This is a genomic window from Arthrobacter sp. MOO21 (assembly GCF_057369995.2).
Genome location: NZ_CM170671.2, coordinates 2244310 through 2267437, shown reverse-complemented (window position 1 = coordinate 2267437; position 23128 = coordinate 2244310). Strand labels below are relative to the sequence as shown.

Below are 23128 nucleotides of genomic sequence, written 5' to 3'. Positions count from 1 at the left end.
TGTTGAGAGAAGAACAACGTGTTCCTGGCAATCCGCGATATCCGCTTCGCCAAAGGCCGCTTCGCCATGATGGGCGGCGTCGTAGCCCTCATCACCCTCTTGCTCGTCATGCTGACCGGCCTGACGGCGGGCCTGGCCGAGCAGTCGACGTCCGCCATCGGCAAGCTGGGCGCAGCAGCCGACAAACCGGTGGACACCATCGCCTTCGGAGCCCCCGGAAGCGCCACCCCCAAGGCGTCATACACGGAAAGCTCCGTCACGGCCGCGCAGGTGGACAGCTGGAAGGACCAGCCCGGCGTCCAGTCCGCCGAGCCGCTGGGCATCTCCCAGACCCGGGCGCAGGCCCCGGATGGGTCCGGGACGGCGAACGTGGCAGTGTTCGGTATCTTGCCGGGCAGCCAGCTGGCGCCGGTTGAAGTGCCCGCAGGCACCGCCGTTCTGGGGTCCTCGGTGGCAGAGGCATTGTCGGTAGGCCAGGGGGACAAGGTGTCCCTGGGCGGCGTGGAGCTATCCGTCGCTGCCGTGGTGCCGGACCAGTGGTACGCCCACACCAGCGTGGTGTGGACAGCCCTGCCCGCGTGGGCCAAGGCGGCACACGTGTCCGACGGCGGCCAGCTGGCCACCGTCGTCGCCGTCACATACGCGGACGGGGCCACGGTGGACAGCGCCGCCGCGAACGGTGCGGCAAACACCGTGAGCGAGTCCCGCACCGGTTCCTTCCAGGCCCTGGGTTCCTTCAAAAGCGAAAACGGTTCCCTAGCCCTGATGCAGGCCTTCCTGTACGGGATCTCCTCACTGGTGATCGTGGCGTTCCTGACCGTCTGGACCATCCAGCGCACGCGCGACATCGCCGTCCTGAAAGCCATGGGCGCCCCCGGCTCCTACATCCTCCGGGACGCCATCACCCAGGCTGCCATCGTGCTGGCAGCGGGCGCCGTCGTCGGAGGGGCCGTCGGTGTGGCGGCGGGGTTCTTTGCTGCCCAGGCCGCCCCCTTCCAGCTGAGCCTGGCCACCACGGCGCTACCCGTCGTCGGGATTGTCGCCCTGGGACTCGCCGGCGCCGCCCTCGCCGTCCGCCGCGCCACCAAGGTCGACGCGCTCCTGGCGCTCGGCGGCAACTAGTACCCCACCCCCTTGAAAGGAAAGTTCCCGATGTCCACCCCCGCTCCCCTGTCACTGGTCAACGTCACCCTCGAATATCCGGACGGCGGCGGGACCACCACTGCCCTGGACCGGGTCAACCTCACGGCCCATGCAGGCAAGGTCGTCTCACTCGTAGGGCCTTCCGGCTCCGGCAAATCGAGCCTGCTGGCCGTTGCCGCCACGCTGGTCCGCCCCACCCGCGGGCAGGTCGTCATCGACGGCACCGATACCGCGGGCCTCAAGGAAAAGGAACTCGCGGCGCTGCGGCGGGAAAAGGTGGGCATCATCTTCCAACAGCCCAACCTGCTCCCCTCGCTGACCGCCGTCGAGCAGCTCATCATCAGCGACCACCTGCGCGGGAAGCCCGCCAAGGCTGCCCGGGTGAAGGCCGCCGAACTGCTGGACATCGTGGGACTCTCCTCAAGCACGGGCAAGCTGCCGCACCAGCTCTCCGGCGGCCAGCGCCAGCGCGTCAACATCGCCCGGGCGCTCATGGGCAGTCCCAAAGTGCTGCTGGTGGACGAGCCGACGGCGGCGCTGGACCACGAGCGCAGCGAATCTGTGGTCCGGTTGCTCCGGCAGGTGACCAGCGAATTTTCGGTGGCCACGGTGATGGTCACGCATGACACGGAGTTCGTTCCCCTGACCGATGTGGTGGCCACCATGCGGGACGGCCGGCTCGCGGCGCCGGTCCTCACCAGCGCATAATCAGCCCAGGTGGTGCACGGTGAACGCCGTCAGGAAGCCCACGGCCGCCGTCAGCCCGGTGAGGTTGTGGTGCTCCTCGAAGGCCTCCGGAATCATGGTGTCCGCCAGCATGGCCAGGATGCCGCCGGCGGCCACCGAGGTAATAAATGCCACCAGTTCTTCGGGCGCATCCTCCAGTGCCACGTATCCCAGCAGCGCCGCCAGCCCGCTGAGCAGCGCAATGCTCCCCCACAGGCCGAACACGTAGCCCGCACTCCGTCCGGCTTTCTTCATGCCCGCCGTCCCCGAGAGCCCCTCCGGTACGTTCGAGATGAAGACGGCGGCCAGCATGGCAGGACTCACCGCTCCCCCCGCCAGCAGCCCCACGCCAAGGACCACGGATTCCGGGACACCGTCCAGCAGCGCCCCGACGGCGATCGCGGTGCCGCTGCCCGGGTTGTCCTGCTCCGAGGGCTGCTGGCCCCCGGACCGCTTGCGGTGCTTGGCCCCCGCCCGGGACAGCAGCACGTTGGCCCCCACATACACCACCGCCCCGGCCAGGAAGCCGGCCACCGTGGGCCACAGGCCACCGCCCTTCACGGCCTCATCCACGAGTTCGAACGCAAGGGCCGAGATCAGCACCCCGGCCCCGAACGCCATGATGGTGGACACGACTTTGGAAGGGATCGACCACCGCCAGGACACAGCCGATCCCAGGACCAGGGCCGCGCCGGCGCCAGTGCCCCATACGAGTGACATTAACCAAGTAGGCATAAGCCTTCCGTCCCCAGCTCCGCAGGAATGAAACAACGGCCGGTCAGCTGGAGGCTGCCGACCCGTCAAGACGCCAGAATATTCCCGTCATCCCCCACGCGCAGAATTGATGGGATCTTGCGGCAAACCTTGCGGCACCTAGAACTTGCACGCGCACGCTGGAGCCATCAGACAAACCAGCTTGGGGAGCAGGAAGTCATGGGACACCAAACAGCCTTGGACAGCGAAGTCACAACCATCGGCGGCGTGCTGACGGACCAGCGGCCGCTGGATTTTCACACCTTGGGGCTGGCGGGCTGCATCGACCGGCTCACCGCGCCCCTGCGCCACCGAGGGACGTCGGTCCACTGGGATACTCCACACTGGGGCATCGAGATCCCGGCGGACTGCGCGTCCCTCCTCTACCAGTCCGCCCGCGAGGCACTCAGCAACGCCTACAAATACTCCGCCGCGTCCTCGCTTAACATCCAGCTGGCCGCCGTTGACCACGGCATCCGCCTTGTAGTGTCCGACGACGGCACGGGCTTTGACAGCCAGCGCGCCACGTGCGGGCGGCACCACGGCTACGGACTGCGCCTTATGTCGGTGGCCGTCCAGGAGGCCGGCGGTTCCGTGGACATCTCCTCCGCCCCGGGCAACGGCACCAGCGTCACGGTGACGCTGCCCCTGGACTGATCCCGGCCCCCTGGTCCACGAACCAGAGCCCACACACTCGGATGCCCGCCGTTGCTGGGACGGCGGGCATCCGTATGCCTACCGGGACAGTTTGGCCGAATCCGGCTGCAGGTCGCCGATGTGGCCCGGTGCGTTCGCAGCCAGGACACGCGCCACGAACGCCGCGTACTCCTCCATGTAGTGCCCCAGGAACTTGGCGGTGGACTCATCCTTGACCTCGCCGTCGTCCCCGAAAGCGGCGGGATCGTACTTGACGTACGCCTCCGGGGCATTCAGCTGCGGGGCGTCCAGGAAGCTCAGGACAGCACGCATGGAGGACTGCATGACGGCCGTGCCGATGCTGCCCGGGGATGCCCCGATGATGCCCGTGGGCTTGCGCGCGAAGGAGTTGGTGCCCCACGGGCGCGAACCCCAGTCGATGGCATTCTTCAGCGCGCCGGGAATGGAACGGTTGTATTCGGGGGAAACGAACAGGATGCCATCCGCGGCTGCGATGGCATCCTTGAGGGCGCGCCCCTCGGGCGGAAAATCGGCGTCGTAGTCGTAGCTGTACAACGGTAGGTCCCTGATGGGGATCTCGATGAACTCCAGTTCCTCCGGTGCGAGTTTGATCAAGGCGTTGGCCAGGACCCTGTTGATGGAGCCCTTCGCCAGGCTGCCCACGAAGTACCCGATCTTGTACGTTGCCATGCGTGTTCCTTTCCAACAGCCGGAGCACGCCGGCTGGCTGTACGGTGACTGGAAACAGCACCGCCCCCGGAACGGGAGTGGTGCGCACTGCCTCCCCAGTCCAACACAGACAGCCCTCCCCGGCCAGAGCAGGAGCAAAGGCGGGAAGTGCTTGACAGGCCACGCGCCTGGGCGCTGAATGATGGGTAGCGCAACCCCCCAGGCTCTTTAAGGAGCAGCCATGACCGAAGACCATTCACGGGACGACGACGACCGGGTCCACGCCGAATCACCCGCAGAAGGCGATCCCGATGCGGACCCGGCCGACATCCGGGTGCACAGCCAGGACCCCGCCGAAGGACCGGACGACGACGGGGCCGAAGCGAAAAGCTAGCTCCTCCGTTCAGTGCCGGCTTCGTTGCGTCCCAGCACGAAACCGAGGACGATCATCGCCACGCCCAGTACGGCATGGAGCCAGTTGTCCGCAGTGTTGACCGGGATGAAGTTGGCCGCCGATGCCTGGTCGATCAACAGGCCGTAAAGCCAGATCACCAGGTACACGACGCCGCCGCCGAGCAGGAAGTACCTGGACTGGGCTGCGGTCCGGCCCATGATCAGGCCCGCCGCGCCGAAGAGCAGGTGGACAATGTTGTGCAGGATGGACACCTGGAAGACACCCAGCAGCAGGGCGCCGGAGGCGTTACCCGCGAAGGCCAGCTGCGAGTAGTTCGTAGTGACGCCGGGAATGAATCCCAGGATGCCCACAAGGGCGAAGACCCCGCCGGAAACAAGGGCGGTGAGTTCGATTGCAGTGCGGTGGTGGCTCGCGCCAACGCCGGGATGCGCTGATGACGCAGACATTTTTGCTTCCTCAATGTGGTGCGGTGCTGGTTATGCGTACTCGGCGGATGCCGAAATGCAGTTAGCCCCGTTCCTGCAGCATTGCCTCGTACAGTTCCAGCTTCAACTCCCGCGCTGCGCGGATTAAGAGTCTTTGGTCCCGAGGTTTTTCCTGTGCGGCCAATCTTCTGGTCCGCCCTTGCGGCACATCCGCCTGCGGACTAGTTTGAAACGTATCAGAAAACGCTTTCAAACAGCGGGCACAAGACAACGGAGTTGAAGCACATGGCGGAAACGCTCATCAGGTGGATCGACGGCGGGGCACCGGCAGGGATCAGCGGCGGAACCACGTGGGGCATGCCCTTCGCGCGCGGAACAGTCAGCGGGTCAGGCAGCCTGGCGGTGCAGGATGCCGACGGCAAACCCGTCACCAGCCAGGCGTGGCCCTTGGCCACGTGGCCGGACGGGTCCCTGAAGTGGGCGGGCATTGCGCTCGGCGCCACGGACGCACCCTCCGGCAGCTACCACGTGACGTTCGACGGCGGCGCGGCACCTTCCGGAGCCAGCCAGCCGGCGTCGTCCACTGCCCGGGTCACCGTCACCGAAGGTGCCGGCGCCCTCACGGTGGACACCGGCACCCTGCAGATGGAGATCAACCGCAGCGGCAGCACCCTGTTCAGCAGCCTTTCCCGGGACGGCCGGGAAGTTGCCCGCGACGCCCGGCTGGTCAGCCTGCTGCAGGACGGCGTCCCCGAGGGCGCCGGGACTGCACGCCGTGACGCTTTCACCGGCGAGGTCACCCACGTCGCCGTCGAACAGGACGGGCCGGTCCGCGCCGTGGTCCGGCTGGAAGGCCGGCACCGCCCGGATGCGCCCGGCGGCGGGCGGGAGTGGCTGCCCTTCGTGGTCCGGTTCTACTTCTACGCCAACGCCCGCAGCGTACGGATGGTCCACTCCTTCATCTGGGACGGCGACGCGGAGCGCGACTTCCTGGCCGGCCTCGGCGTCCGTTTCACCGTCCCGCTCGAGGCCGACCTGCATGACCGGCACGTGCGCATCGCCGGGGCCGACGGCGGTTTCCTCACCGAAGCCGTCCGCGGCCTGACCGGACTGCGGCGCGATCCGGGCACGGAAGTCCGCGAGGCCCAGATTGCAGGCAGGGCGACCCCCCCGCCCGAAACCTGGAACCCGGAGGTTTCCGAACGGCTGCACCTCATCCCCACCTGGGGCGACTACACCCTCGCCCAGCTCACCGCGGACGGTTTCGAGCTGCGCAAGCGCACGGCTCCAGGCCACGGGTGGGTGGGTATTTCCGGCGGGACCCGGTCGGCCGGGTTCTGCGCGTTGAGCGATACCCGCGGCGGGCTGGGCGTGGGCATCAAGGACTTCTGGCAGTCGCACCCCGGGCAGCTGGACATCCGCGGCGCGGCCGGCAGCGATGCCACCCTCACCGCCTGGCTCTACTCGCCGGAAGCGCAGCCCATGGACCTGCGTTTCTACCACGACGGCCTGGGCCAGGACACGTTCGAGGAGCAGCTTGAGGGACTGGAAATCACCTACGAGGACTACGAGCCGGGCTTCGGCAATGCAACCGGCATTGCCCGCACATCTGAGTTAACTCTCTTCGCCTATGACAGCACCCCGCCCACCGAAAGCCTGGCAGGCGATGCCGCAGCCGCCGCCACACCGGCCCTGCTGCAGGCCACGCCGGAGTACCTGCACTCGGCGGGCATTTTCGGCGACTGGGATCCGGTGGACCGCAGCACTCCGGCCCGGGCCAGGCTGGAGGACCGGCTGGACTTCCTCTTCGATTTCTACGCCGGGCAGGTGGAACAGCGCCGGTGGTACGGGTTCTGGAACTACGGCGACGTGATGCACACCTACGATTTCGAACGGCACGTGTGGCGCTATGACGTGGGCGGCTACGCGTGGGACAACTCCGAACTCTCCCCCGACCTCTGGCTCTGGTACTCCTACCTAAGGTCCGGCCGGGCGGACATCTTCAGGTTCGCAGAGGCCATGACCCGGCACACCGGCGAGGTTGACGTCTACCACCTGGGCCCGTGGAAAGGCCTGGGGTCCCGGCACAACGTCCAGCACTGGGGCTGCAGCGCCAAGCAGCTGCGGATCAGCACCCCCGCCTACCGCCGTTTCTACTACTACCTGACGGCGGATGAGCGCACCGGCGACCTCCTGGCCGAACTGGTGGACAGCGACCAGAACTTCCTGGGCCTGGACCCCGTACGCAAAGTCCGTCCCGACGCAGACACCTACCGCCCCGACCGCGGCGCGTTGGGCGTGGGGCTGGGAACCGACTGGGGTTCGCTCGCGGCAACCTGGCTCACTGACTGGGAACGAACCGGCAACCCGCGGTCCCGCGACCGGCTGCTGGGCACCATGGCGGACATCGGCGCCCTGAAGTACGGCTTCCTCACTGGCGAAGCGCTGTACGACCTGGATAAGGGCAGGTTCGGCACGGGCAGGGAGCTGATCCAGGTCTCGCACCTCAGCGCCGTGTTCGGGCTGGTGGAGATCTGCAGCGAGCTGGTGGACCTGGTGGACGATCCGGACTTCGAAAGGGCCTGGCTGCAGTACTGCCGGCTGTTCCTGGCAACGCCGGAGGAACAGGCAGAGGCTGTTGGCCAGCCGCTGGAGGGCATCCACCTCATCCAGGCGCACAGCAGGCTCACCGCGTATGCCGCGGCCCGGCTGGAGGATCCGGAGCTGGCCGCGCGGGCGTGGGAAAGCTTCGCCGAGGGCGGGGAGCACCTGAACCACGACTCGGCCTTCACGTTGCGGAAGATCGAGCCGCCGCATGTGCTGCTGCCGGTGGACGAGGCCCCCACCGTCTCCACCAATGACACCGCCCAGTTCGGGCTCGCGGTCATCCAGAACCTGGCACTGGTGGGCAAGCACCTGCGCTGACCCTGCCCCTGAATGACCCGCGACGGCGGCACCTGGCCCTTTCACCAAGGCCGCGTGCCGCCGTCGTGCGTTGATGCCTCCCCGCTGAACCGGCAACGGGTTGGGCTCTGGAAACATGCGCGACCAAAAGGTATGTTGGTAAGCATGCTGATGATTTTTACCGAACCATCAGCTTTCCGGTAACACAGCGAAGGAGACGTTATGAGCACGAAGGTGGAAAAACGCATTCTGGTGAACGTTCCGGTGAGCACGGCTTACAACCAGTGGACCCAGTTCGAGGAATTCCCACACTTCATGGGCGGCGTGAAGAGCGTGACGCAGCTCAGCGACGACCGGCTGGAGTGGGTGGCCGAGATCGGCGGCGTCCGCCGGCAGTGGGAAGCAAAGATCCTTGAGCAGGTCCCGGACCGCAAGGTTGCCTGGGCCGCCACGGAAGGCGCCACGAATGCCGGCGCCGTGGAATTCGAGGACGTGGGCGGAGGCCAGACGTCGCTGCGGCTGACGCTCGAATACGAGCCCGAAGGTTTGATTGAGAAGGTGGGCGACAAGCTCAACGTCGTGGACCGGCAGGCCGAGGCTGACCTGCAGCGGTTCAAGGAGTTCATTGAGGACGAAGGCTACGCGAGCGGTGCATGGCGCGGCGCCGTCAACCCGGGCGCGACGGTTGGATCGCCCGGCGTGGAGCACGCAGGGGCATCCCTGGGCGGCTCCGGCAAGGCCGGCGTTTCCGGCAAGATGGCTGCCGGCCTTGGCGTGGCGGCCGCAGCCGGCGCTGCGGCGGCAATGGCCGCCAGCGGCAACAAGGACAAGGACGACACCCGCGACGTGACGGTCACGGAAACCACCCCGGTGGCACCGGCGGAACCTGTTGTTCCGGCCGAACCGCTGACCACGGGGGCCACCACCGGCGCCGCATGGACAGAATCGGAGACCCCCGCGGCAAGCACGACGCCGGCGTCGGGCTCAATCGGCGACCTGGACGACGGCCGGATCGGCCACCCGTTCGACCAGACCAACGGCCTGGTGGACGCCACGGGCGAGTCCGACGAAACCCTGGAAGGCGAGAACCTGAGCGCCGGCGAGCGGCGCGAGGACGACCGCCGGTCCGACGGCGGACTGCCGCCAGTGGGCGGCAACCTCGGCGGGCACTAAGCCGGCCGGAGCGACCCCGCCGGATCGGCCCCGGCTTTAGCCGGTGAATGCCAAAGCGCCGCCCGCCTCTCCCCCGAGGCGGGCGGCGCTTTCGCGTCAACGGGAATGAACTACTTCGCGTCACCCGCATAGAACACAGACGGCATGGCCGGGGCCTGCATGTCCTGGCCGATGAAGAAACTGGGGTGCGGCGGCTGGTTGTAGCCCACGGTCTCCCGGGCAACGCCCGTCCGGTACATGGGATCGTGCATCAGGGTGCGGAGCCGGACCTCGGTGGGCGAGGTGGTGGTGTAGATCCGCAGTTCGGTGCTGTCAGCCGACGGAAAGATCAGTTCCTCACGCCAGTCGCCGAGGAGGTCCGCCTGGAGCGACGGGTTGCCCTTGGTGTGGTTGTTGGTGCGGGCACCGTCGGCCGTCAGGAGCCGGTCGCTGGTCTGGGTTTCCCAGTTCCACTTGGAAATGGTGGGCACGCCCATGCCTGCCGCGGCATCGAAGTCGTGGTCCACGATTTCCCGGAGGAGGTCGCCGTCCCACCAGGCCATGAAGTTGGCCGCCGGGATCTTGTCCCCGATCCGCTCGCCCTTGGCGGACATGAGGTAGCCCACCGGCGAGTTCCACGCGGCGTCGCCGCCCACGGCCCAGCTCTCGGAGCCCGGGAAGCGCGGGTCGATGTCGCCGGTGGCGCCGCGGCCGGTGTCCTTGACGGCGGGGATGCTCCAGAGCACCTCGCCAGTGGCGGAGTCACGGAACGTGGCGCCGCGGTTGCCGCTGGCGGACATGCTCTCGTGCACCGCGAACGTCTCCAGCCCCGGGCGGGACGGGTCGAGGTCGCCGGTGTGGATGGCGTCGCCGTGGCCGAGCCTGGTGTTGTACAGGGGGGTTCCGTCGTCGTCGATGGTCATGGAGCCGAAGACGAACTCGTCCTTGCCGTCCTGGTCCACATCCGCCACGGACAGGTTGTGGTTGCCCTGCCCCTTGTACTCGGCGCCCGCCGCGTCGGAGTCGAACTTCCAGCGCTTGGCCAGCTTGCCGTTCACCAGGTCGTAGGTGACCAGGACGGTGCGGGTGTAGTAGCCGCGGCTGAACATCATGGAGGGGTGTTCGCCGTCGAGGTAGGCCACGCCCGCGAGGAAGCGGTCCACCCGGTTGCCGTAGCTGTCGCCCCACGCGGACACGGTGCCGCGCGGCGGGTCATAGGGGACGGTGTCCATGATGGTGCCGCTGGCACCGTTGAAGACCGTGAGGAATTCCGGACCGGACAGCACATAGCCGGCGCTGGTGCGGTAGTCCGCTGCAGGATCACCGATCACCGTGCCCGCCGCGTCGGTAGTGCCGTCCGCGGTCTTGAACGCCACCTCGGCCTTGCCGTCGCCGTCGAAGTCGTAGGCCAGCATCTGGGTGTAGTGGGCGCCGGCGCGGATGTTGCGGCCCAGGTCGATGCGCCACAGCTTGGTGCCGTCCATCTTGTAGGCGTCCACGTAGACGTTGCCGGTGTAGCCGGACTTGGAATTGTCCTGCGCATTGGTGGGGTTCCAGAGCTGGATGATTTCGTAGGTGCCGTCGCCGTCCAGGTCAGCGACGCTGGAGTCATTGGCGGTGTAGCTGTAGGCCTGCCCTGCGGGGGTGACGCCGTCGGCCGGCTTGTCCAGCTTGATGGGCAGGTAGTTCTGCGCCAACGGGCTGAATTCTGCAGTCAGTTTGTCCTGCCCGTTGCCGTTCCCCACGGTCTTGATGACGTACTTGGAGTCCGCCGTCCCTGCGGGATCCACATAGGTGGTGGTATTCCGGATGGGCTCGTCGGTGATCTGGACGCCGTCCCGGATGACGTGGAAGCCCACGCTGTCCCTGTCCAGGCCCAGCATCCGCCAGCCGAGGCTGACACCTTGGTCCGTCAGCACTGCGACGGGCGCGCGGTCCAGGTTTTCCACCTGGCGCTTGAGTTGCGATTGCGTGGCCGCTCCGTTCGCAGCGGGATTGGGTTGACCGGGGTCGGCCGCAGCGAGGGGAACACCGGTGAACACCAGTGCTGCCGCCGTCAGCGTGGCTGCGGCCCCGGCGGGCGCAGCCTTCCATGCCCGGCCTGCGCGGTTTCTCAAGGAACACATTGAGGGGTTTGCCAAAAGAACATCTCCTTTGATGCGGCGGCAGCTGAGTCTGCCACACAACAGTTTGGAACGTTTCAAATACGCGGCGACAATTCCCCTTGATGAGTGATTGACAGTGGGACCCGCCGCGCGTAGAAAGCGCTTTCCGCCCTCTAGGTTTACCAGCGCCTGACAATCCCGGTCAAGGCTTTGACCGAAAGTAATTGGGAGAAATTGTTCAAATGCGTTTGCTTGTGCTCACATTGCAGCCAGCACTGCCGGCGCTACTTCGCCGCCACCGCCTGCAGCAGCGGCACAGTCCTGGCGGGCATCACTTCCACCAGGGACATCGCCGTACTGGTGCGGACGACGCCGGCAATCGCCAGCATCGCATTGGTCACCCGGTGCAGGTCGGCAGGGTCTTTCGCGGCCACCTTTGCGAGCAGGTCGGCATCGCCCGTGGTGGCGTGCATCTCGATGATTTCTGGAATGTCCTGCAGCGCGGCCACGGCGGCATCGCTGGAGGACTGGCTGATGGAGATGGAGATGAAAGCGGTCAACGGAAGGCCCAAGGCTGCGGTGCTGACGCGCTGGCTGAACGGGGCCAGGCTTCCGTCGTTCACCAGCCGGCGCAACCTGGCGTGGATGGTATTGCGTGCCACACCCAGCGACCTCGACAGGGACAGGACGGTCGCCTGGGGGTCGCGGTCCAGTGTGAGGAGGATCTCTGCGTCAAGGGCGTCAATGAGGTGCATACTGAGCATTTTGCCACCAGGCAACGTCACAGTACCCGGATCTGTCCTACTGGGGAAGGCTGTGTTGCGCAGACGTCCTGCCTTGCCCCACCATGCTGTGCATGACCAGCACCCTTCCCGAAACCGCCGTACCCGAAGTGCGTGCCGCCGTCGCCCAGCTCCCCGCCTACGTGGCTGGCAGGAGCGCGCAGACTGAGCTGACCGCGGCCCTGGCCTCAAACGAAAGCCACTTCACTCCCCTGCCCTCGGTGGTGGAGGCGATCACCGCCGAGGCCGGCCGCATCCACCGCTACCCCAGCATGGGTGCCGTGGAGGCACGGGAAGCAATCGCGCAGCATCACGGCGTCGACGCCGATGAAGTTGCCGCCGGGCCGGGAAGCTCCGGTGTGCTGCAGCAGATCATCTCAGCGGTGTGCGGACATGGCGACGAAGTGGTGTTCGCCTGGCGGTCCTTCGAGGCGTACCCCATCCTGGTGGCTGTGGCCGGTGCGGTCTCCGTCCGCGTGCCGCTGCTGGCGGACGAACACCACGACCTCGATGCCATGGCCGCGGCGATCACGGACCGGACGCGCCTCGTGATCCTGTGCTCGCCCAACAACCCCACCGGCGTGTCCATCAGCGGGGATACGCTGGAGCGCTTCCTGCGGTCCGTGCCGCCGCGGGTGCTCGTGGTACTGGACGAGGCCTACATCGAATTCCAGCGCGGCCCGGGCGTGGACGCACTGGACTTCTACCGCCGCTACCCCAACCTCTGCATCCTGCGCACCTTCTCGAAGGCCTACGGGCTGGCAGGACTGCGGGTCGGCTACGCCATCGCGCGGCCTGGCATCGCCGAGGGCCTGCGCCGTACCGCCGTGCCGTTCGGCGTCAACAGGATGGCGCAGGCTGCCGCGGTTGCGTCGCTGGCCGCCGGGGAGGAAATCCGTGAGCGGACCGATGCGGTGGCTGCGGAACGGACACGGGTTCTCGAAGCCCTCCGCGGGTACGGCTGGAACGTACCCGACAGCCAGGCGAACTTCTACTGGCTTCGCGCTTCCGACGAGCTCCGGGAACGGCTCCTCGCCGCCCTCGGCGAGGCCGACATCCTGGCCCGCGGCTACGCCGTGGACGGTGTCCGGATCACGCTCGCCGACCCCGAGACCAACAACAGGGTCCTGGCTGTCCTGGCCGACCGCGGGCGGTTCGGGCTTGCATCAGGCGCAGGGCAATGAGCACCGCCGTTACACCCGTTGCAGAAACCACGACGGCGGCAGGCGCCGCGCCGCCGTCGGCCGTCCGACATTCCGTGGTGGAGGATGTCCTGGGCATCCTGACCGGCACGTTCGCCGCCTCACTGGGGCTGTTCCTGCTCAAGTCCAGCGCCGCCGTCACGGGTGGAACCGCCGGCCTGGCACTGCTGCTCAGCTACACCGTTCCACTGCCGTTCGGCGTCATCTTCTTCGGGGTGAACCTGCCGTTCTTCGGGCTGGCCCTCTGGAAGAAGGGCTGGAACTTCGCCCTTCGGACCGGCGCCGCCATCGCCCTGGTCTCAGTAATGGCCAGCCTGCACCCCGCCGCGCTCGGGTCGCTGCACATTGACCCCCTGTACGGTGTGCTGGGCGGAAACCTGCTGGCCGGCGTCGGGCTGCTGATCCTGTTCCGGCACAAGTCCAGCCTGGGCGGCTTCAACATCCTTGCCCTGCTGCTGCAGGAGAAACTGAAGTGGCGGGCCGGCTACGTGCAGATGGTGCTGGATGTGGCCATAGTGCTGGCCGCGCTGGCCCTGGTTCCGCCACTGATGGTCCTGCTGTCCGCGGCCGGCGCCACCCTGCTGAACCTCATCCTCGCGCTGAACCACCGGCCCGGACGCTATCTGGGAAAGTAGCCGCACGAGGGCCGGTTTATTCCCCAAAAGTGCCTGAAATATCCGCGCGAAGGCCGCTGTTGCCGCCCATATGACAACAATCGGAATCATCGGTGCAGGACATATCGGAAGCCAGGTTGCCCGGAAGGCGGTGGAACTGGGCTATGACGTGGTCATCAGCAACTCCCGCGGGCCGGAAACCCTGACGGACCTGGTGGCGGAACTTGGCCCGAAGGCACGGGCGGCCACCGCCGCCGAAGCGGGAGCCGCAGGCGACTTCGCCGTGGTCACGGTGCCGCTGAAGAACTACAAGGACATTCCGGTGGAGCCCCTCGCCGGCAAGATCGTCATCGACACGAACAACTACTACTGGGAGCGGGACGGCCGCATCCCCGCCCTGGACAACGGCGAGGCCACCACGTCAGGGCTGCTGCAGGAGCACCTCCCCGATTCCAAGGTGGCCAAGGGCTTCAACCACATCATGGCCAGGGACATCACCACCGACGGAAGCCCCGCCGGGACCGAGGACCGGCGCGCGCTGGCCACCGCCAGCGACTACCCGGAAGCGGCCGAACTGGTAACCCGGCTGTACGACGAGTTCGGCTTCGATACCGTGGACGTCGGCCCGCTCTCCGAGAGTTGGCGCGTGGAGCGGGACCGCCCGGCCTACGTGAAGCGGCAGACCGCCGGGGAGCTGAAGGACAACCTGGCGAAAGCGACGCGCACCATCTGACGCTGCCGCCCACGAAACTGGCCGGCAGTCCATACTGCCGGCCAGTTTCGCCCTCAAAGGTCCGGGCCGGGTTAAAGGTCGGGGTCGTGCGCGGGAACCAGGACCACCTCGAACGGGCTCGGCGGCTGGTTGAACTGGGCGTTCACTGCGGCCAGCGTGTTCCCGAACCGGGCCACGGTGGTGGGCACGTTGAAGTCCGGGCTCTTAATGGTGTCCCTCAGGACACCCGAGGACAGGTCGCTGGTCAGGTCGATGCGGGCGATCTGGTTCAGCATGTTCTGGACCGCCCACACGTCATCGCCATGCACCAGGATGCCGTCCACGAACGGGACGCTGACACCCTTGATCACAGCGCTCCTGCCCGTCTTCGGATTGACGGTGTACAGCGCTCCATTCGTGGAATGCGCAACGATGAGCGTCTTGCCGTTCCTGGTCGCGGCGATGCCGTTGAGGTTGAAGCCCTGCGTGAGTTCGGCGGCCGGGCCGCTCAGCTTGAGGGTCTGGACCTTGCCGAGTTTGCCGCCGTCACCCACGGGCAGGAAGTAGAGTTCGGCGGCCATCGAGTTGGTGAACCACGCCCCGTCCCCGGTCAGCGTGACGTCATTGATGAACCCCGACCCCAGTTTGACGTCCGCCACGGACTTGCCGGTGTCCGTGTTGTAGACGAACGCCTTGCCGGTGCCTGCGCCCGCAACGAACAGCAGGTCGTTGCAGGTGTCGGCCTTCATGCCGGCGGCGGCACGGCCCGCGGGTGCGTCAATGAAGCGAGTGGCCGTGCCTTTGCGGATGTCTCCGCGGAAAATGTCGCCGGTGGTGAGCTCGCCCGCATAGAAAGTCTTCCCCTCGCCCGCCGCGATGCCCTCGGCGGAGGTGGCGCCGTCGAGCTCTATGACGCCGGAAGGCGGGTCCGCCAGGGCCGGAAGGGCCGTGGGGAGAAGCAAGGCAAAGCCGGCCACAAGTCCCGCTGCGGCCCGCCGTCGTACTGATCGGCGCATGCTGGTTCCTTAGTCTGGTGCTGATGCGCGCGGGGCCCATCTGCGGCAGCTCCGCACGATTGGTGTTGCCAGTTTAAGCTCTGCAGAAAGGCCCGCGAAGGCATCGGGCTACCTAATCTGCTTACAATCGGAACCTCTGACCACTACCGAGGGACCCATGAAGAAATTCGCCACAGCCCTGTTTGCCGCCGGCCTCGTAGCTTCCGCCACGGCCTGCTCCGCTTCCCACCAACTGACCACCGCTGAGACCTGCGAGCGGATCCAGGCCGTTGTGTCGAACCCCGCCAACAACGCCGGCAAGACGGGCATGAACAACCTCGCCAACCAGATCCGCCCCATCCACGTGGTGGCCTCGGACGACCTCAAGCCCGCCCTGGCGTCCATCCTTGCCTACACGGACGAGCAGGCCAAGGAAAACCCGGACAAGGAGAAGCTGGCCGACCTCCAGTCCGGTTACCAGGAAGCCGGCAGCACCTACACCAAGTTCTGCCAGGCTGCCGGCTAGGACCCTTCGTTGAACGGACCGGGCGCTCTGCTTTGCGGGCGCCCGGTCCCTTTTCCGATGGCCTAGAGCGTTGCCGGGTCCGTGTTGGCGCCACAGAGGATGACGGCAACGCGTTCATCCTCCGCCGGCACATACACGCCTGACCTGAGCGCCGCGTAGGCTGCCGCGGCACCGTGCTCGACGACGATCCGGTAGTCGTTCCACAACGCGGAGCGCGCGGCGGTGATGTCCGCGTCGGAGACCAGGACGCTTTCGACGCCGCAGCGGACCGCGACGGAGAAGCCGATGCCGCCTATGCGGCGGGCCCCCAGGGAGTCCGCGGCAACGCCCGCCACAGCGACGTCCACAGGCTCCCCTGCCGCCAGCGCGGCGTGCAAGGTGGGGGCCGATTCCGGTTCCACGGCCACCACTTTGGCGAAACCTTCGACCGCAGCGGCAACGCCTGCCATCAGCCCGCCACCGCCCACGGCCACAAGGATGGTGTCCACGTCCGGAACCTGTTCGAGCAACTCGGAGCCCACGGTTCCGGCACCGGCAGCAATCTCGGGCTGGTCATAGGCATGGCAGTAAACCGCCCCGCTTTCCTCGGCGTGCACAATGGCGGCCTGGTAGGCGGCGGCATATTCGGCGCCGCCCTGGACTACGGTGGCACCGATCGCCTTCAGCTTGGCGACTTTGACGGCCGGGGCCGCTTCGGGGACGAAGACGGTGGCCGGCACCCCGAGCTGCCTGGCTGCATAGGCGTTGGCGAGCCCTGCGTTGCCGCCCGATGCCACCACCACGCCCACGTCCGCCCTTAGTTCCCCTCGCTCCTTGCTCGCCAGGATCCGGTTAAGCGCGCCCCGGGCCTTGAATGTTCCGGTGTGCTGCATGAATTCGCATTTGAACCACACCTGTCCCGGTCCGGTTCCGCTGTCTGCCGCCAGCACCGGTGTCCTGCGGAGAAGGCCGGCGGTCCGCTGCGCGGCCTGGTCAATATCGGCGCGGGTGAGCATGGTCAGACTTCGTCATCCCAGGTTCCGGACTCCTCCACGGCCTCTTCCGGCTTGTGCTCCTGACCCGCTGCGCCGCCTCCAACATATGACGCCGGCACGGTGCCGGCTGCATGGGCCTGCTGTTCCTCGCGAATGTTCGCTGCACCGGGCTGCTCGGGGTGCTGGCCGGACTGCGGCGCCTTCCTGGCAGCGTCCTTCGCCTCGTCCGGGTCGCCGGGCCCGCGAAGGTCTGCGGCGTTCTGGGGATCGTCACTGGAAACGGTCATGGTCCTGCCTTTCACCTGGGAACTGCCTTGCATGGCCGGGCGTGCACCCGGTCCGCTTTCCACCCTACGGTCTACAGGTAATCCGCTGCCCGTTCCCGGGCGATTTCCAACAGGGTTGAGTGGAAGGCGACCTCGGCCGGGGCGTAGACCTTGTCCTGCCGCTGCGCCAGGAGCACCCGGCGCAGCGGGGCTGCCTCCCCCAGGCTGAGGATCCGTACGTCCGGGTGCTGGAGTGCCACAGCGGTCTTGGGAACCATGGCCACCCCCATTCCCACGCTGACCATGGCCTGGGCTTCCTGGTAGTCGTTGGCCTGGAAGGCAATGGCGGGTTCGAACCCGGCGTCGTGGGCCGACCGCTGCAGTACCTCCACCACAGGGTGGGCCTCCGCGCGGACGATCCATGATTCGTTGCGCAGGTCCGCCATGCTCACCTCTTCCCGTTCGGCGAGCCGGTGCCCGCGGGCCACAAGCACCACGGTGCTTTCACGGAACACTTCGGTGACCCGGATGGCGTCGTCATGGAAGGGGTTCCAGGGGTAGTCCCACAGCAGGCACAATCCGGTCACCCCGGACTCCAGGTCTGCCACGAGCTCATCGAACCGCGCGCTTCGCAGCGACAGTCCAATGGCGGGGTAGCGTTTCTTGAATGCCCGGATGACAAGCGGCAGGAAGGACCCGGCCAGGGTGGGGAACGTACCCACCGTGAGGGATCCCCGCTTGAGGCCGGCGAGTTGGTTCAGGTCGGCCTGGGCTGCCCGCATCTGCCGCACGATCTTCCGTGCATGGGCTGCGAGCATTTGGCCCGCCTCCGTGGGCACAACGCCACGGGAGCGGCGGTTGAGCAGGGGTTGGCCCACTTCCTGCTCCAGCTTGCGCAGCTGTTGCGAGACTGCGGAGGGACTGTACAGGCGCAGGTCGGCGGCGGCGGTAATGGACCCCTGTTCCACCACCTCCATCAGCAGCGAGAGGCGCCTGATGTCAAACAAATAGTCGTCGTCTTCCTGAAGCATCGCTTAACCCTCCTGCTGGATTGTTGAATCACCTGCAGGATCAGTGCAAGGACCTGGGAAAACAGCCAAAAATCCGGGGAACCGGCCGGCATTTTTGCCTTCGCTCACCCTCTGTTGCAAGTGATTGAAGCAATCCTACAACCCTCTACAAGTATCGAACATTGTCTTAATTTGTGAGCTGGCTCATTCTCGATGTAGGCGCCCCAGAGGAAACCAGGCACAAGGAGATGTGGGACAACAATGAGGTTTGAAGCGGAATGGATGCGCGGCGGCACCAGCAAGTGCTGGGTGTTTGAGGCTGGGCACCTCCAGGAAGGCGGCGTCGGCCTGGACGTGTTGCTGCCCCGCCTGTTCGGGAGCCCCGACTCCCGCCAGATCGACGGGGTGGGCGGAGCGACGTCCACTACCAGCAAGGCAGTGATCCTGCACCGCCCGGCCGAGGACGGTGTGGACATCGAGTTCACCTTCGCCCAGGTGGGCATCGAAGAGGCCGCCGTGGACTGGGGCAGCAACTGCGGCAACTGCTCCGCGGTGGTGGGACTGTACGCCATCGAGAAGGGGTGGGTGGTTCCCACCGGGGACGTCACCCGGATTGTCACGCGCAACACCAACACGGGCCAGATCATCGTGCAGCGCGTGGCCACGCCCAACGGCGGCCTGCCGGACTCCCCCGCCGCGGAGATGCCCGGAGTCCCCTTCCCGGGCCACCTCGTGGGGCTCGGCTTCCAGGATCCGGCCGGCAAGACCACCGGGGCGCTGCTGCCCACCGGTGCTTCAACCGATGTGATCACAGCCGGCGGGACGCGCTGGACAGTCTCCATGGTGGATGCAGGAGCTCCCGTTGTGATGGTCCAGGCCGGGGAACTGGGCCTTGACACGGGCCGCTACGACAGCTGGCAGGCGGGCGTGGAGCAACAGCTCGGCACGCTGGAACAGATCCGCCGGCAGGCAGCGGTCCGGATGGGACTGGCTCCCACCACTGCGGCAGCGGCACGCGCCATCCCCAAGGTCGCCATCGTTGGCCCGCGGACCGACGCGGACCCGGCATGCGATATCAACGTCATGATGCTCTCGATGGGCAAGCCCCATCCCGCCTTGGCCATTACCGGCAGCATCGCACTGACACTGGCCGCCCGCACGCCCGGCACGGTGCTTAACGTCCTGACTGTTGACGCCACTGGAAGCACGCTGCGCCTCCGCACTCCCGCCGGGGTGATCGAGACCTGGAGCGAGGAGCACGCCGGAAGCCTGCTCGTCGGGGTCGACCGCACCGCCCGCACCATCGCCACCACCATCATCCATCTGCCCGAGGTGACCGGCAGCGACGTCGCCGCTTCCCTCGCGGGCGCTACCCTTTGAGGAGCCCATCATGACTAAGACCCTTCTGACCAAGGATGCGGAGCGCACCGCTGCGCCCGTAAACGACACACTGGACGAGCGTCCCGCACGGACTTCCTCCCGGCGCCGTATCCTGCTGTGGACGGTGGCCGGCGTGGCCATCCTGGCTGTAATTGCCCTGTTCTTCGGCGGCGGCATCTTCAACCAGGCTGCCGCCACGAGTTCGGAGCCGACCATGACAGCCACCCAGATCATTCCGCTGGTCATCCTTGTGGTGATGTTCGTCGTCGCCACCAAGTGGCCGCTGAACATTGGTGTGATGGGGCTCGTGGCCTCGTTCGGCGTCGGCTACTTCATGCTGGGGATGTCGGACAAGCAGATCCTCGAGGAATTCCCCGCCAGCATTGTCCTGACCATTATCGGTGTCACCTACTTCTTCAGCATGGCCCAGCGCAACGGCACCATCGACATCATCGTCAAGGGCTGCGTGCGCATGGTCCGCGGCAAGACGCTGTTGCTTCCGTGGGTGTTCTTCCTGATCGCAGCGGCACTGACCGCGCTGGGCACCTTCTCGCCGGCTGCCATCGCGCTGCTGGCTCCCGCGGCCATCGGGTTCGCCTACGAGTCCCGCATCCACCCGGTGGTCATGGGCGCCTTCATCATCAACGGTGCCCACGCCGGCGGCTTCTCCCCGCTGTCCGTGGCCGGCGTGCTGGTTCACAACATTGCCCTGAAGAACGACTTCCCGATCTCCCAGGGCGGCCTGTTCCTGGCCAGCTTCGCCCTGAACCTTATTCTCTCCGTGCTGACGATCATCGTGTTCGCCCTGATCGGCAAGCTGCGTGACGGCGCCAGCGGCGTGCACGTGGATATCGACACGTCCTCCGCCGGCCGCCCCCACGGCCAGCAGATCCTGACGCTGGCACTGATCGCCGCGATGCTGGTGTGCACCTTGGGCTTCCGCATGCCGATTGGCTTCGTTGCCCTTTCCGCCGGCCTGCTCCTTGCCTTCATCAACATCAAGGAGCACAAGACCTTCATTGGCGGCATCTCATGGTCCACCGTCCTGCTGGTTGCAGGCATGATCACCTACGTATCCCTGCTGGAGCACGTGGGCGTCATCGATACCCTCGCCGAGCAGGCCCTGGCCCTGGGTGCGCCGCTGCTGATCGCCCTGGTCCTGTGCTACGTGATCGGCGTCGGTTCCGCCTTCGCATCGTCCACGGCCCTGCTGACCGCGTTCATTCCCCTCGCCGGCCCGCTGCTGGCCACGAGCTCCCTCAGCGCCTCCGGAACCGTTGCCGCGCTGGCCATCGCGGCCACCGTCGTCGACGTCTCCCCCTTCTCCACCGACGGTGCGCTGGTGGTGGCCAACGCCCGCGACGACGACCGGCAGCGCGTGTACAAGCAGCTCATGTTCTACGCAGGTGGCGTGGTCCTGGTGGCCCCGGCACTGGCATGGGCACTGCTGGTTCCCACCGGCATCATGTAGGCACCTGCCCAGCAGTGAATCGACGGCCCGTCGGCGAAAGCCGGCGGGCCGTTGCCGTGGCGGCACTCTGTGCCGAAGGTGGGCAACTGCGTGGCCACGTTCGTCGTCTCCAAGTGGGAGGGCCAGTTCGACCGCAACGTCATGCTGCGCGCCTTTAGGGGCGAGATCACCAACCACGATTCGGCGATCCTGCTGGGCAAGGAAGAGGATTTCGAGGGCCAGGAGCTCGAGCGGCTCAGTGCGGGACAGGATCCGTCGCCGAAGTTCCGCGGCGCACCCACCCCCGAGATGGTCACCGAGCTTCCCGTCGTCAACAGCAACCGCGTGGGACTCGGCAGCAAACCCGAGTAGGCACCCCACAACGCAGAAAGGGAGGGGCAGGACCAGAAGGTCCTGCCCCTCCCTTTTTAGCCCCCGCTACCGGGAAGCGCTCGGAGACGGCGAAGTCCCCACTCCGGAGGACATCGTCGGCGAAGCCGTGGACGAGGCCGTGGACGTGGCACTCGGGGAGGATGTGCCCATTGAACCGCCGGAAGAGCTGGTGGCGGTGGAGGTTGCGCCGCCCCCTGCCTTCGCCAACACATCGTTGATGAGGTTCTCAAGCTCCTTCTGGTCCTTGTCACCCAGGTCGGTGCCGCTCTTGGTGGCAACCACCAGCAAGCGTCCCTGGGCGGCGGAAACCTGCATCAGCTTCTGCTGGTTGTCCCCGCTCCGGGTGCTGACGGTGCCGAACGTCTTGTCCGCGTCGGTCTCCGCCTTCAGTTCTTCGCTGGAAACGTCGTACTTCTGGCCGAGTGCAGACACCGAGAACTTTGCGCACTGGCCCATCTTGCCGCTGATGTCCTCCAGGGTCTTCACCGCATCCGGGCCGCTGCCGCCGGACTGTGCGGAGAGCGTGCGGGGCTGGTTGCCCTGGGAGAGCGCGACGGCGACGTCACCGTTCTCCACTTTGTCCAGCAGGCCAGCGGTCGCGATGTCCTTGCACTCCTTCGGATCGATGGTTGCGGTACTCATCAGCAGGTTGGCGATGTTCCCGCCCTGGTCCACCTGCTCCTTCGAGTAGAGCTTCAGCTCGTTGCCGTCATCGTCCTTCATGCCCGAGATGAGGTTGCGGAGCTCGTCCTCGGAGTACACCTTGGCTTCGGCGGTCTTGCTGGCGGACGCGGAAGCCGTCGCCGTACCGGAAGGGCTCGCGGAGCCGCCGCCACCTCCCGAGCAGCCGGCCAGGGCCAGCAGGGCCGCGGTCATCATGCCAAGCGCGGAAACTTTTCGCATCAGGTCAACCTCCAGAATTAGAAAGCATGCTTAGTGTTTCCACTGTAAAGGGTTACCGGGCAGACGCAAATAGCAGGGGAACCATATTTGGGCGCGTTCCGAAGGCGAAGGCACATCACCAGCAGCCGCAATGGCGCATCGCGTCCGGAACGGCCTCATGTGGAATAATCCGAGAAAGTGGTCCTAACCGGACCGCTCCAGACAAGGGAAGGGCTGGGATGTCCGCCACACCAGGGAGCACGGCGCAGGCGGCAACCGCGCCCATCAACAACTCACAGATCCCTAAGCATGAACAACTCCGCCTCATCATCCTTAAGCTCGCCAAGGAAGAACTCGAGCCCGGGGCCCGGCTACCCAGCGAACGGACCCTCATGGACGCCTATGGCGTCAGCCGCATCACCGTGCGGGCCGCGATCGGCCGACTGGTCAATGAGGGGCACCTGGTGCGCGTCCCCGCCAAGGGCACTTTCGTGGCAGACTCGCCCGTCCAGTCCACCCTGCACCTCGCCTCGTTCACACAGGAGATGGAGGCGCTGGGCCACGTTCCCAGCACCGTGGTTCTGGTGGCCGAGCACGCCGCAGCCCCGGAGGACACAGCGGATGCGCTCAGCCTTGCTCCGGGCGCGGAAGCGTACCACCTTAAGCGCCTCCGCCTTGCGGACGGCCGGCCGGTAAGCGTGGACGACGCCTGGTACAACCCCCAGCATGCGCCGGGACTGCTGGATATCGATCTCACCGGCTCGGTCTACAAGGCCCTGGCCGCACAGTTTGGGCACCAGATCGACCGGGCACGCCAAAGCGTCCGGTCCGAGGGAGCCCCGGCTGATGTCGGGGCGCTCCTCGGAACTGGAACAGGGGCACCGGTACTCGCGTTTGACCGCGTGTCCTACTCAGGCGCCCTGGCCATCGAGCATTCGCGCTCCTGGTACCGCTCGGACCGCTACTCACTCACCATGGAAGTCAGGCTGTAAC

Annotated in this window: 23 protein-coding genes and 1 pseudogene; 14 read left to right on the top strand and 10 right to left on the bottom strand. The window is 66.6% G+C overall.

Annotated elements, in window-relative coordinates; genetic code table 11:
- Nucleotides 1-18: 18 nt before the first annotated feature.
- Complete coding sequence (locus AC2JAJ_RS10485) at nucleotides 19-1122, top strand: ABC transporter permease (RefSeq protein WP_486415928.1); 1104 nt, start codon at nucleotides 19-21, stop codon at nucleotides 1120-1122.
- 30 nt (nucleotides 1123-1152) lie between these two features.
- Nucleotides 1153-1851, top strand: a complete 699-nt coding sequence (locus tag AC2JAJ_RS10480) for an ABC transporter ATP-binding protein (protein WP_486415929.1) — start codon at nucleotides 1153-1155, stop codon at nucleotides 1849-1851.
- Here the strand turns inward: AC2JAJ_RS10480 and AC2JAJ_RS10475 are convergent, their stop codons facing one another.
- Entirely contained in the window at nucleotides 1852-2604 is a 753-nt protein-coding gene (locus AC2JAJ_RS10475; protein ID WP_486415930.1) for a ZIP family metal transporter, read from the bottom strand.
- Between the two features lie 198 nt (nucleotides 2605-2802).
- Between AC2JAJ_RS10475 and AC2JAJ_RS10470 the strand changes: the two genes are divergently transcribed.
- A complete protein-coding gene (locus AC2JAJ_RS10470; RefSeq protein ID WP_221383570.1) occupies nucleotides 2803-3279 on the top strand; it encodes a sensor histidine kinase in 477 nt (158 codons plus the stop codon).
- 78 nt (nucleotides 3280-3357) lie between these two features.
- Here AC2JAJ_RS10470 and AC2JAJ_RS10465 read toward each other — a convergent pair whose 3' ends face one another.
- Nucleotides 3358-3969 carry an NADPH-dependent FMN reductase gene (locus tag AC2JAJ_RS10465; protein WP_486415931.1) on the bottom strand — a complete coding sequence of 204 codons (612 nt, stop codon included), beginning with the start codon at nucleotides 3967-3969 and terminating at the stop codon, nucleotides 3358-3360.
- 220 nt (nucleotides 3970-4189) lie between these two features.
- Here AC2JAJ_RS10465 and AC2JAJ_RS10460 point away from each other — a divergent pair, with 220 nt between their 5' ends.
- Nucleotides 4190-4342: a hypothetical protein gene (locus AC2JAJ_RS10460; protein ID WP_221383572.1), complete on the top strand. Its 153-nt coding sequence runs from the start codon at nucleotides 4190-4192 to the stop codon at nucleotides 4340-4342.
- Here the strand turns inward: AC2JAJ_RS10460 and AC2JAJ_RS10455 are convergent.
- Nucleotides 4339-4809, bottom strand: coding sequence for a DUF4383 domain-containing protein (locus AC2JAJ_RS10455; RefSeq protein WP_221383573.1), 471 nt, complete (start codon nucleotides 4807-4809; stop codon nucleotides 4339-4341). The genes AC2JAJ_RS10460 and AC2JAJ_RS10455 overlap by 4 nt on opposite strands.
- Nucleotides 4810-5073: 264 nt before the next feature.
- Here AC2JAJ_RS10455 and AC2JAJ_RS10450 point away from each other — a divergent pair, with 264 nt between their 5' ends.
- Together AC2JAJ_RS10450 and AC2JAJ_RS10445 are read left to right on the top strand one after the other, a co-directional pair.
- Nucleotides 5074-7713: an exo-rhamnogalacturonan lyase family protein gene (locus AC2JAJ_RS10450; RefSeq protein ID WP_501053108.1), complete on the top strand. Its 2640-nt coding sequence runs from the start codon at nucleotides 5074-5076 to the stop codon at nucleotides 7711-7713.
- A 201-nt stretch (nucleotides 7714-7914) separates the two neighbouring features.
- Entirely contained in the window at nucleotides 7915-8865 is a 951-nt protein-coding gene (locus AC2JAJ_RS10445; protein WP_486415933.1) for an SRPBCC family protein, read from the top strand.
- Between the two features lie 110 nt (nucleotides 8866-8975).
- On the opposite strand, the gene AC2JAJ_RS10440 is transcribed toward AC2JAJ_RS10445, so the two are convergent.
- Together AC2JAJ_RS10440 and AC2JAJ_RS10435 are read right to left on the bottom strand one after the other, a co-directional pair.
- Nucleotides 8976-10970, bottom strand: coding sequence for a rhamnogalacturonan lyase (locus tag AC2JAJ_RS10440; RefSeq protein ID WP_486416705.1), 1995 nt, complete (start codon nucleotides 10968-10970; stop codon nucleotides 8976-8978).
- A 263-nt stretch (nucleotides 10971-11233) separates the two neighbouring features.
- The gene (locus AC2JAJ_RS10435) at nucleotides 11234-11713 is read right to left on the bottom strand and encodes an Lrp/AsnC family transcriptional regulator (protein ID WP_486415934.1); all 480 of its coding nucleotides are present in this window, start codon (nucleotides 11711-11713) and stop codon (nucleotides 11234-11236) included.
- A 92-nt stretch (nucleotides 11714-11805) separates the two neighbouring features.
- On the opposite strand from AC2JAJ_RS10435, the gene hisC reads away from it, so the two are divergent.
- The 3 genes from hisC to AC2JAJ_RS10420 all read left to right on the top strand — a co-directional run bounded on the left by hisC (nucleotide 11806) and on the right by AC2JAJ_RS10420 (nucleotide 14280).
- On the top strand, nucleotides 11806-12915 hold the full coding sequence (gene hisC / locus AC2JAJ_RS10430) for a histidinol-phosphate transaminase (protein ID WP_501053107.1): 1110 nt from the start codon (nucleotides 11806-11808) through the stop codon (nucleotides 12913-12915).
- Entirely contained in the window at nucleotides 12912-13568 is a 657-nt protein-coding gene (locus AC2JAJ_RS10425; RefSeq protein ID WP_486415936.1) for a YitT family protein, read from the top strand. The genes hisC and AC2JAJ_RS10425 overlap by 4 nt, the downstream gene beginning before the upstream one ends.
- Before the next feature lie 70 nt (nucleotides 13569-13638).
- On the top strand, nucleotides 13639-14280 hold the full coding sequence (locus AC2JAJ_RS10420; protein ID WP_486415937.1) for an NADPH-dependent F420 reductase: 642 nt from the start codon (nucleotides 13639-13641) through the stop codon (nucleotides 14278-14280).
- Between the two features lie 71 nt (nucleotides 14281-14351).
- Here the strand turns inward: AC2JAJ_RS10420 and AC2JAJ_RS10415 are convergent, their stop codons facing one another.
- The gene (locus tag AC2JAJ_RS10415; protein ID WP_486415938.1) at nucleotides 14352-15275 is read right to left on the bottom strand and encodes an NHL repeat-containing protein; all 924 of its coding nucleotides are present in this window, start codon (nucleotides 15273-15275) and stop codon (nucleotides 14352-14354) included.
- Nucleotides 15276-15432: 157 nt separating this feature from the next.
- Here AC2JAJ_RS10415 and AC2JAJ_RS10410 point away from each other — a divergent pair, with 157 nt between their 5' ends.
- Nucleotides 15433-15780, top strand: a complete 348-nt coding sequence (locus AC2JAJ_RS10410; protein WP_486415939.1) for a hypothetical protein — start codon at nucleotides 15433-15435, stop codon at nucleotides 15778-15780.
- A gap of 62 nt (nucleotides 15781-15842) precedes the next feature.
- Here the strand turns inward: AC2JAJ_RS10410 and AC2JAJ_RS10405 are convergent, their stop codons facing one another.
- The 3 genes from AC2JAJ_RS10405 to AC2JAJ_RS10395 form a co-directional block, all read right to left on the bottom strand.
- Nucleotides 15843-16775, bottom strand: coding sequence for a threonine/serine dehydratase (locus tag AC2JAJ_RS10405; RefSeq protein WP_486415940.1), 933 nt, complete (start codon nucleotides 16773-16775; stop codon nucleotides 15843-15845).
- Nucleotides 16776-16777: 2 nt separating this feature from the next.
- On the bottom strand, nucleotides 16778-17041 hold the full coding sequence (locus tag AC2JAJ_RS10400) for a hypothetical protein (RefSeq protein WP_221383583.1): 264 nt from the start codon (nucleotides 17039-17041) through the stop codon (nucleotides 16778-16780).
- A gap of 71 nt (nucleotides 17042-17112) precedes the next feature.
- Nucleotides 17113-18051 (bottom strand): LysR family transcriptional regulator, encoded by a 939-nt coding sequence (locus AC2JAJ_RS10395; protein WP_221383584.1) that lies wholly within the window; start codon nucleotides 18049-18051, stop codon nucleotides 17113-17115.
- 240 nt (nucleotides 18052-18291) lie between these two features.
- Here AC2JAJ_RS10395 and AC2JAJ_RS10390 point away from each other — a divergent pair, with 240 nt between their 5' ends.
- The 3 genes and pseudogenes from AC2JAJ_RS10390 to AC2JAJ_RS10380 all read left to right on the top strand — a co-directional run.
- Nucleotides 18292-19410: a PrpF domain-containing protein gene (locus AC2JAJ_RS10390; protein ID WP_486415941.1), complete on the top strand. Its 1119-nt coding sequence runs from the start codon at nucleotides 18292-18294 to the stop codon at nucleotides 19408-19410.
- A 214-nt stretch (nucleotides 19411-19624) separates the two neighbouring features.
- Nucleotides 19625-20881 (top strand): SLC13 family permease, encoded by a 1257-nt coding sequence (locus AC2JAJ_RS10385; RefSeq protein WP_374226132.1) that lies wholly within the window; start codon nucleotides 19625-19627, stop codon nucleotides 20879-20881.
- Between the two features lie 78 nt (nucleotides 20882-20959).
- Nucleotides 20960-21232, top strand: a pseudogene (locus AC2JAJ_RS10380) (C4-dicarboxylate transporter DctA); the annotation flags it as partial.
- A gap of 66 nt (nucleotides 21233-21298) precedes the next feature.
- On the opposite strand, the gene AC2JAJ_RS10375 reads toward AC2JAJ_RS10380, so the two are convergent.
- The gene (locus AC2JAJ_RS10375) at nucleotides 21299-22156 is read right to left on the bottom strand and encodes a hypothetical protein (RefSeq protein WP_486415942.1); all 858 of its coding nucleotides are present in this window, start codon (nucleotides 22154-22156) and stop codon (nucleotides 21299-21301) included.
- A 218-nt stretch (nucleotides 22157-22374) separates the two neighbouring features.
- On the opposite strand from AC2JAJ_RS10375, the gene AC2JAJ_RS10370 reads away from it, so the two are divergent.
- On the top strand, nucleotides 22375-23127 hold the full coding sequence (locus AC2JAJ_RS10370; RefSeq protein WP_486415943.1) for a GntR family transcriptional regulator: 753 nt from the start codon (nucleotides 22375-22377) through the stop codon (nucleotides 23125-23127).
- Nucleotide 23128: the final 1 nt, after the last annotated feature.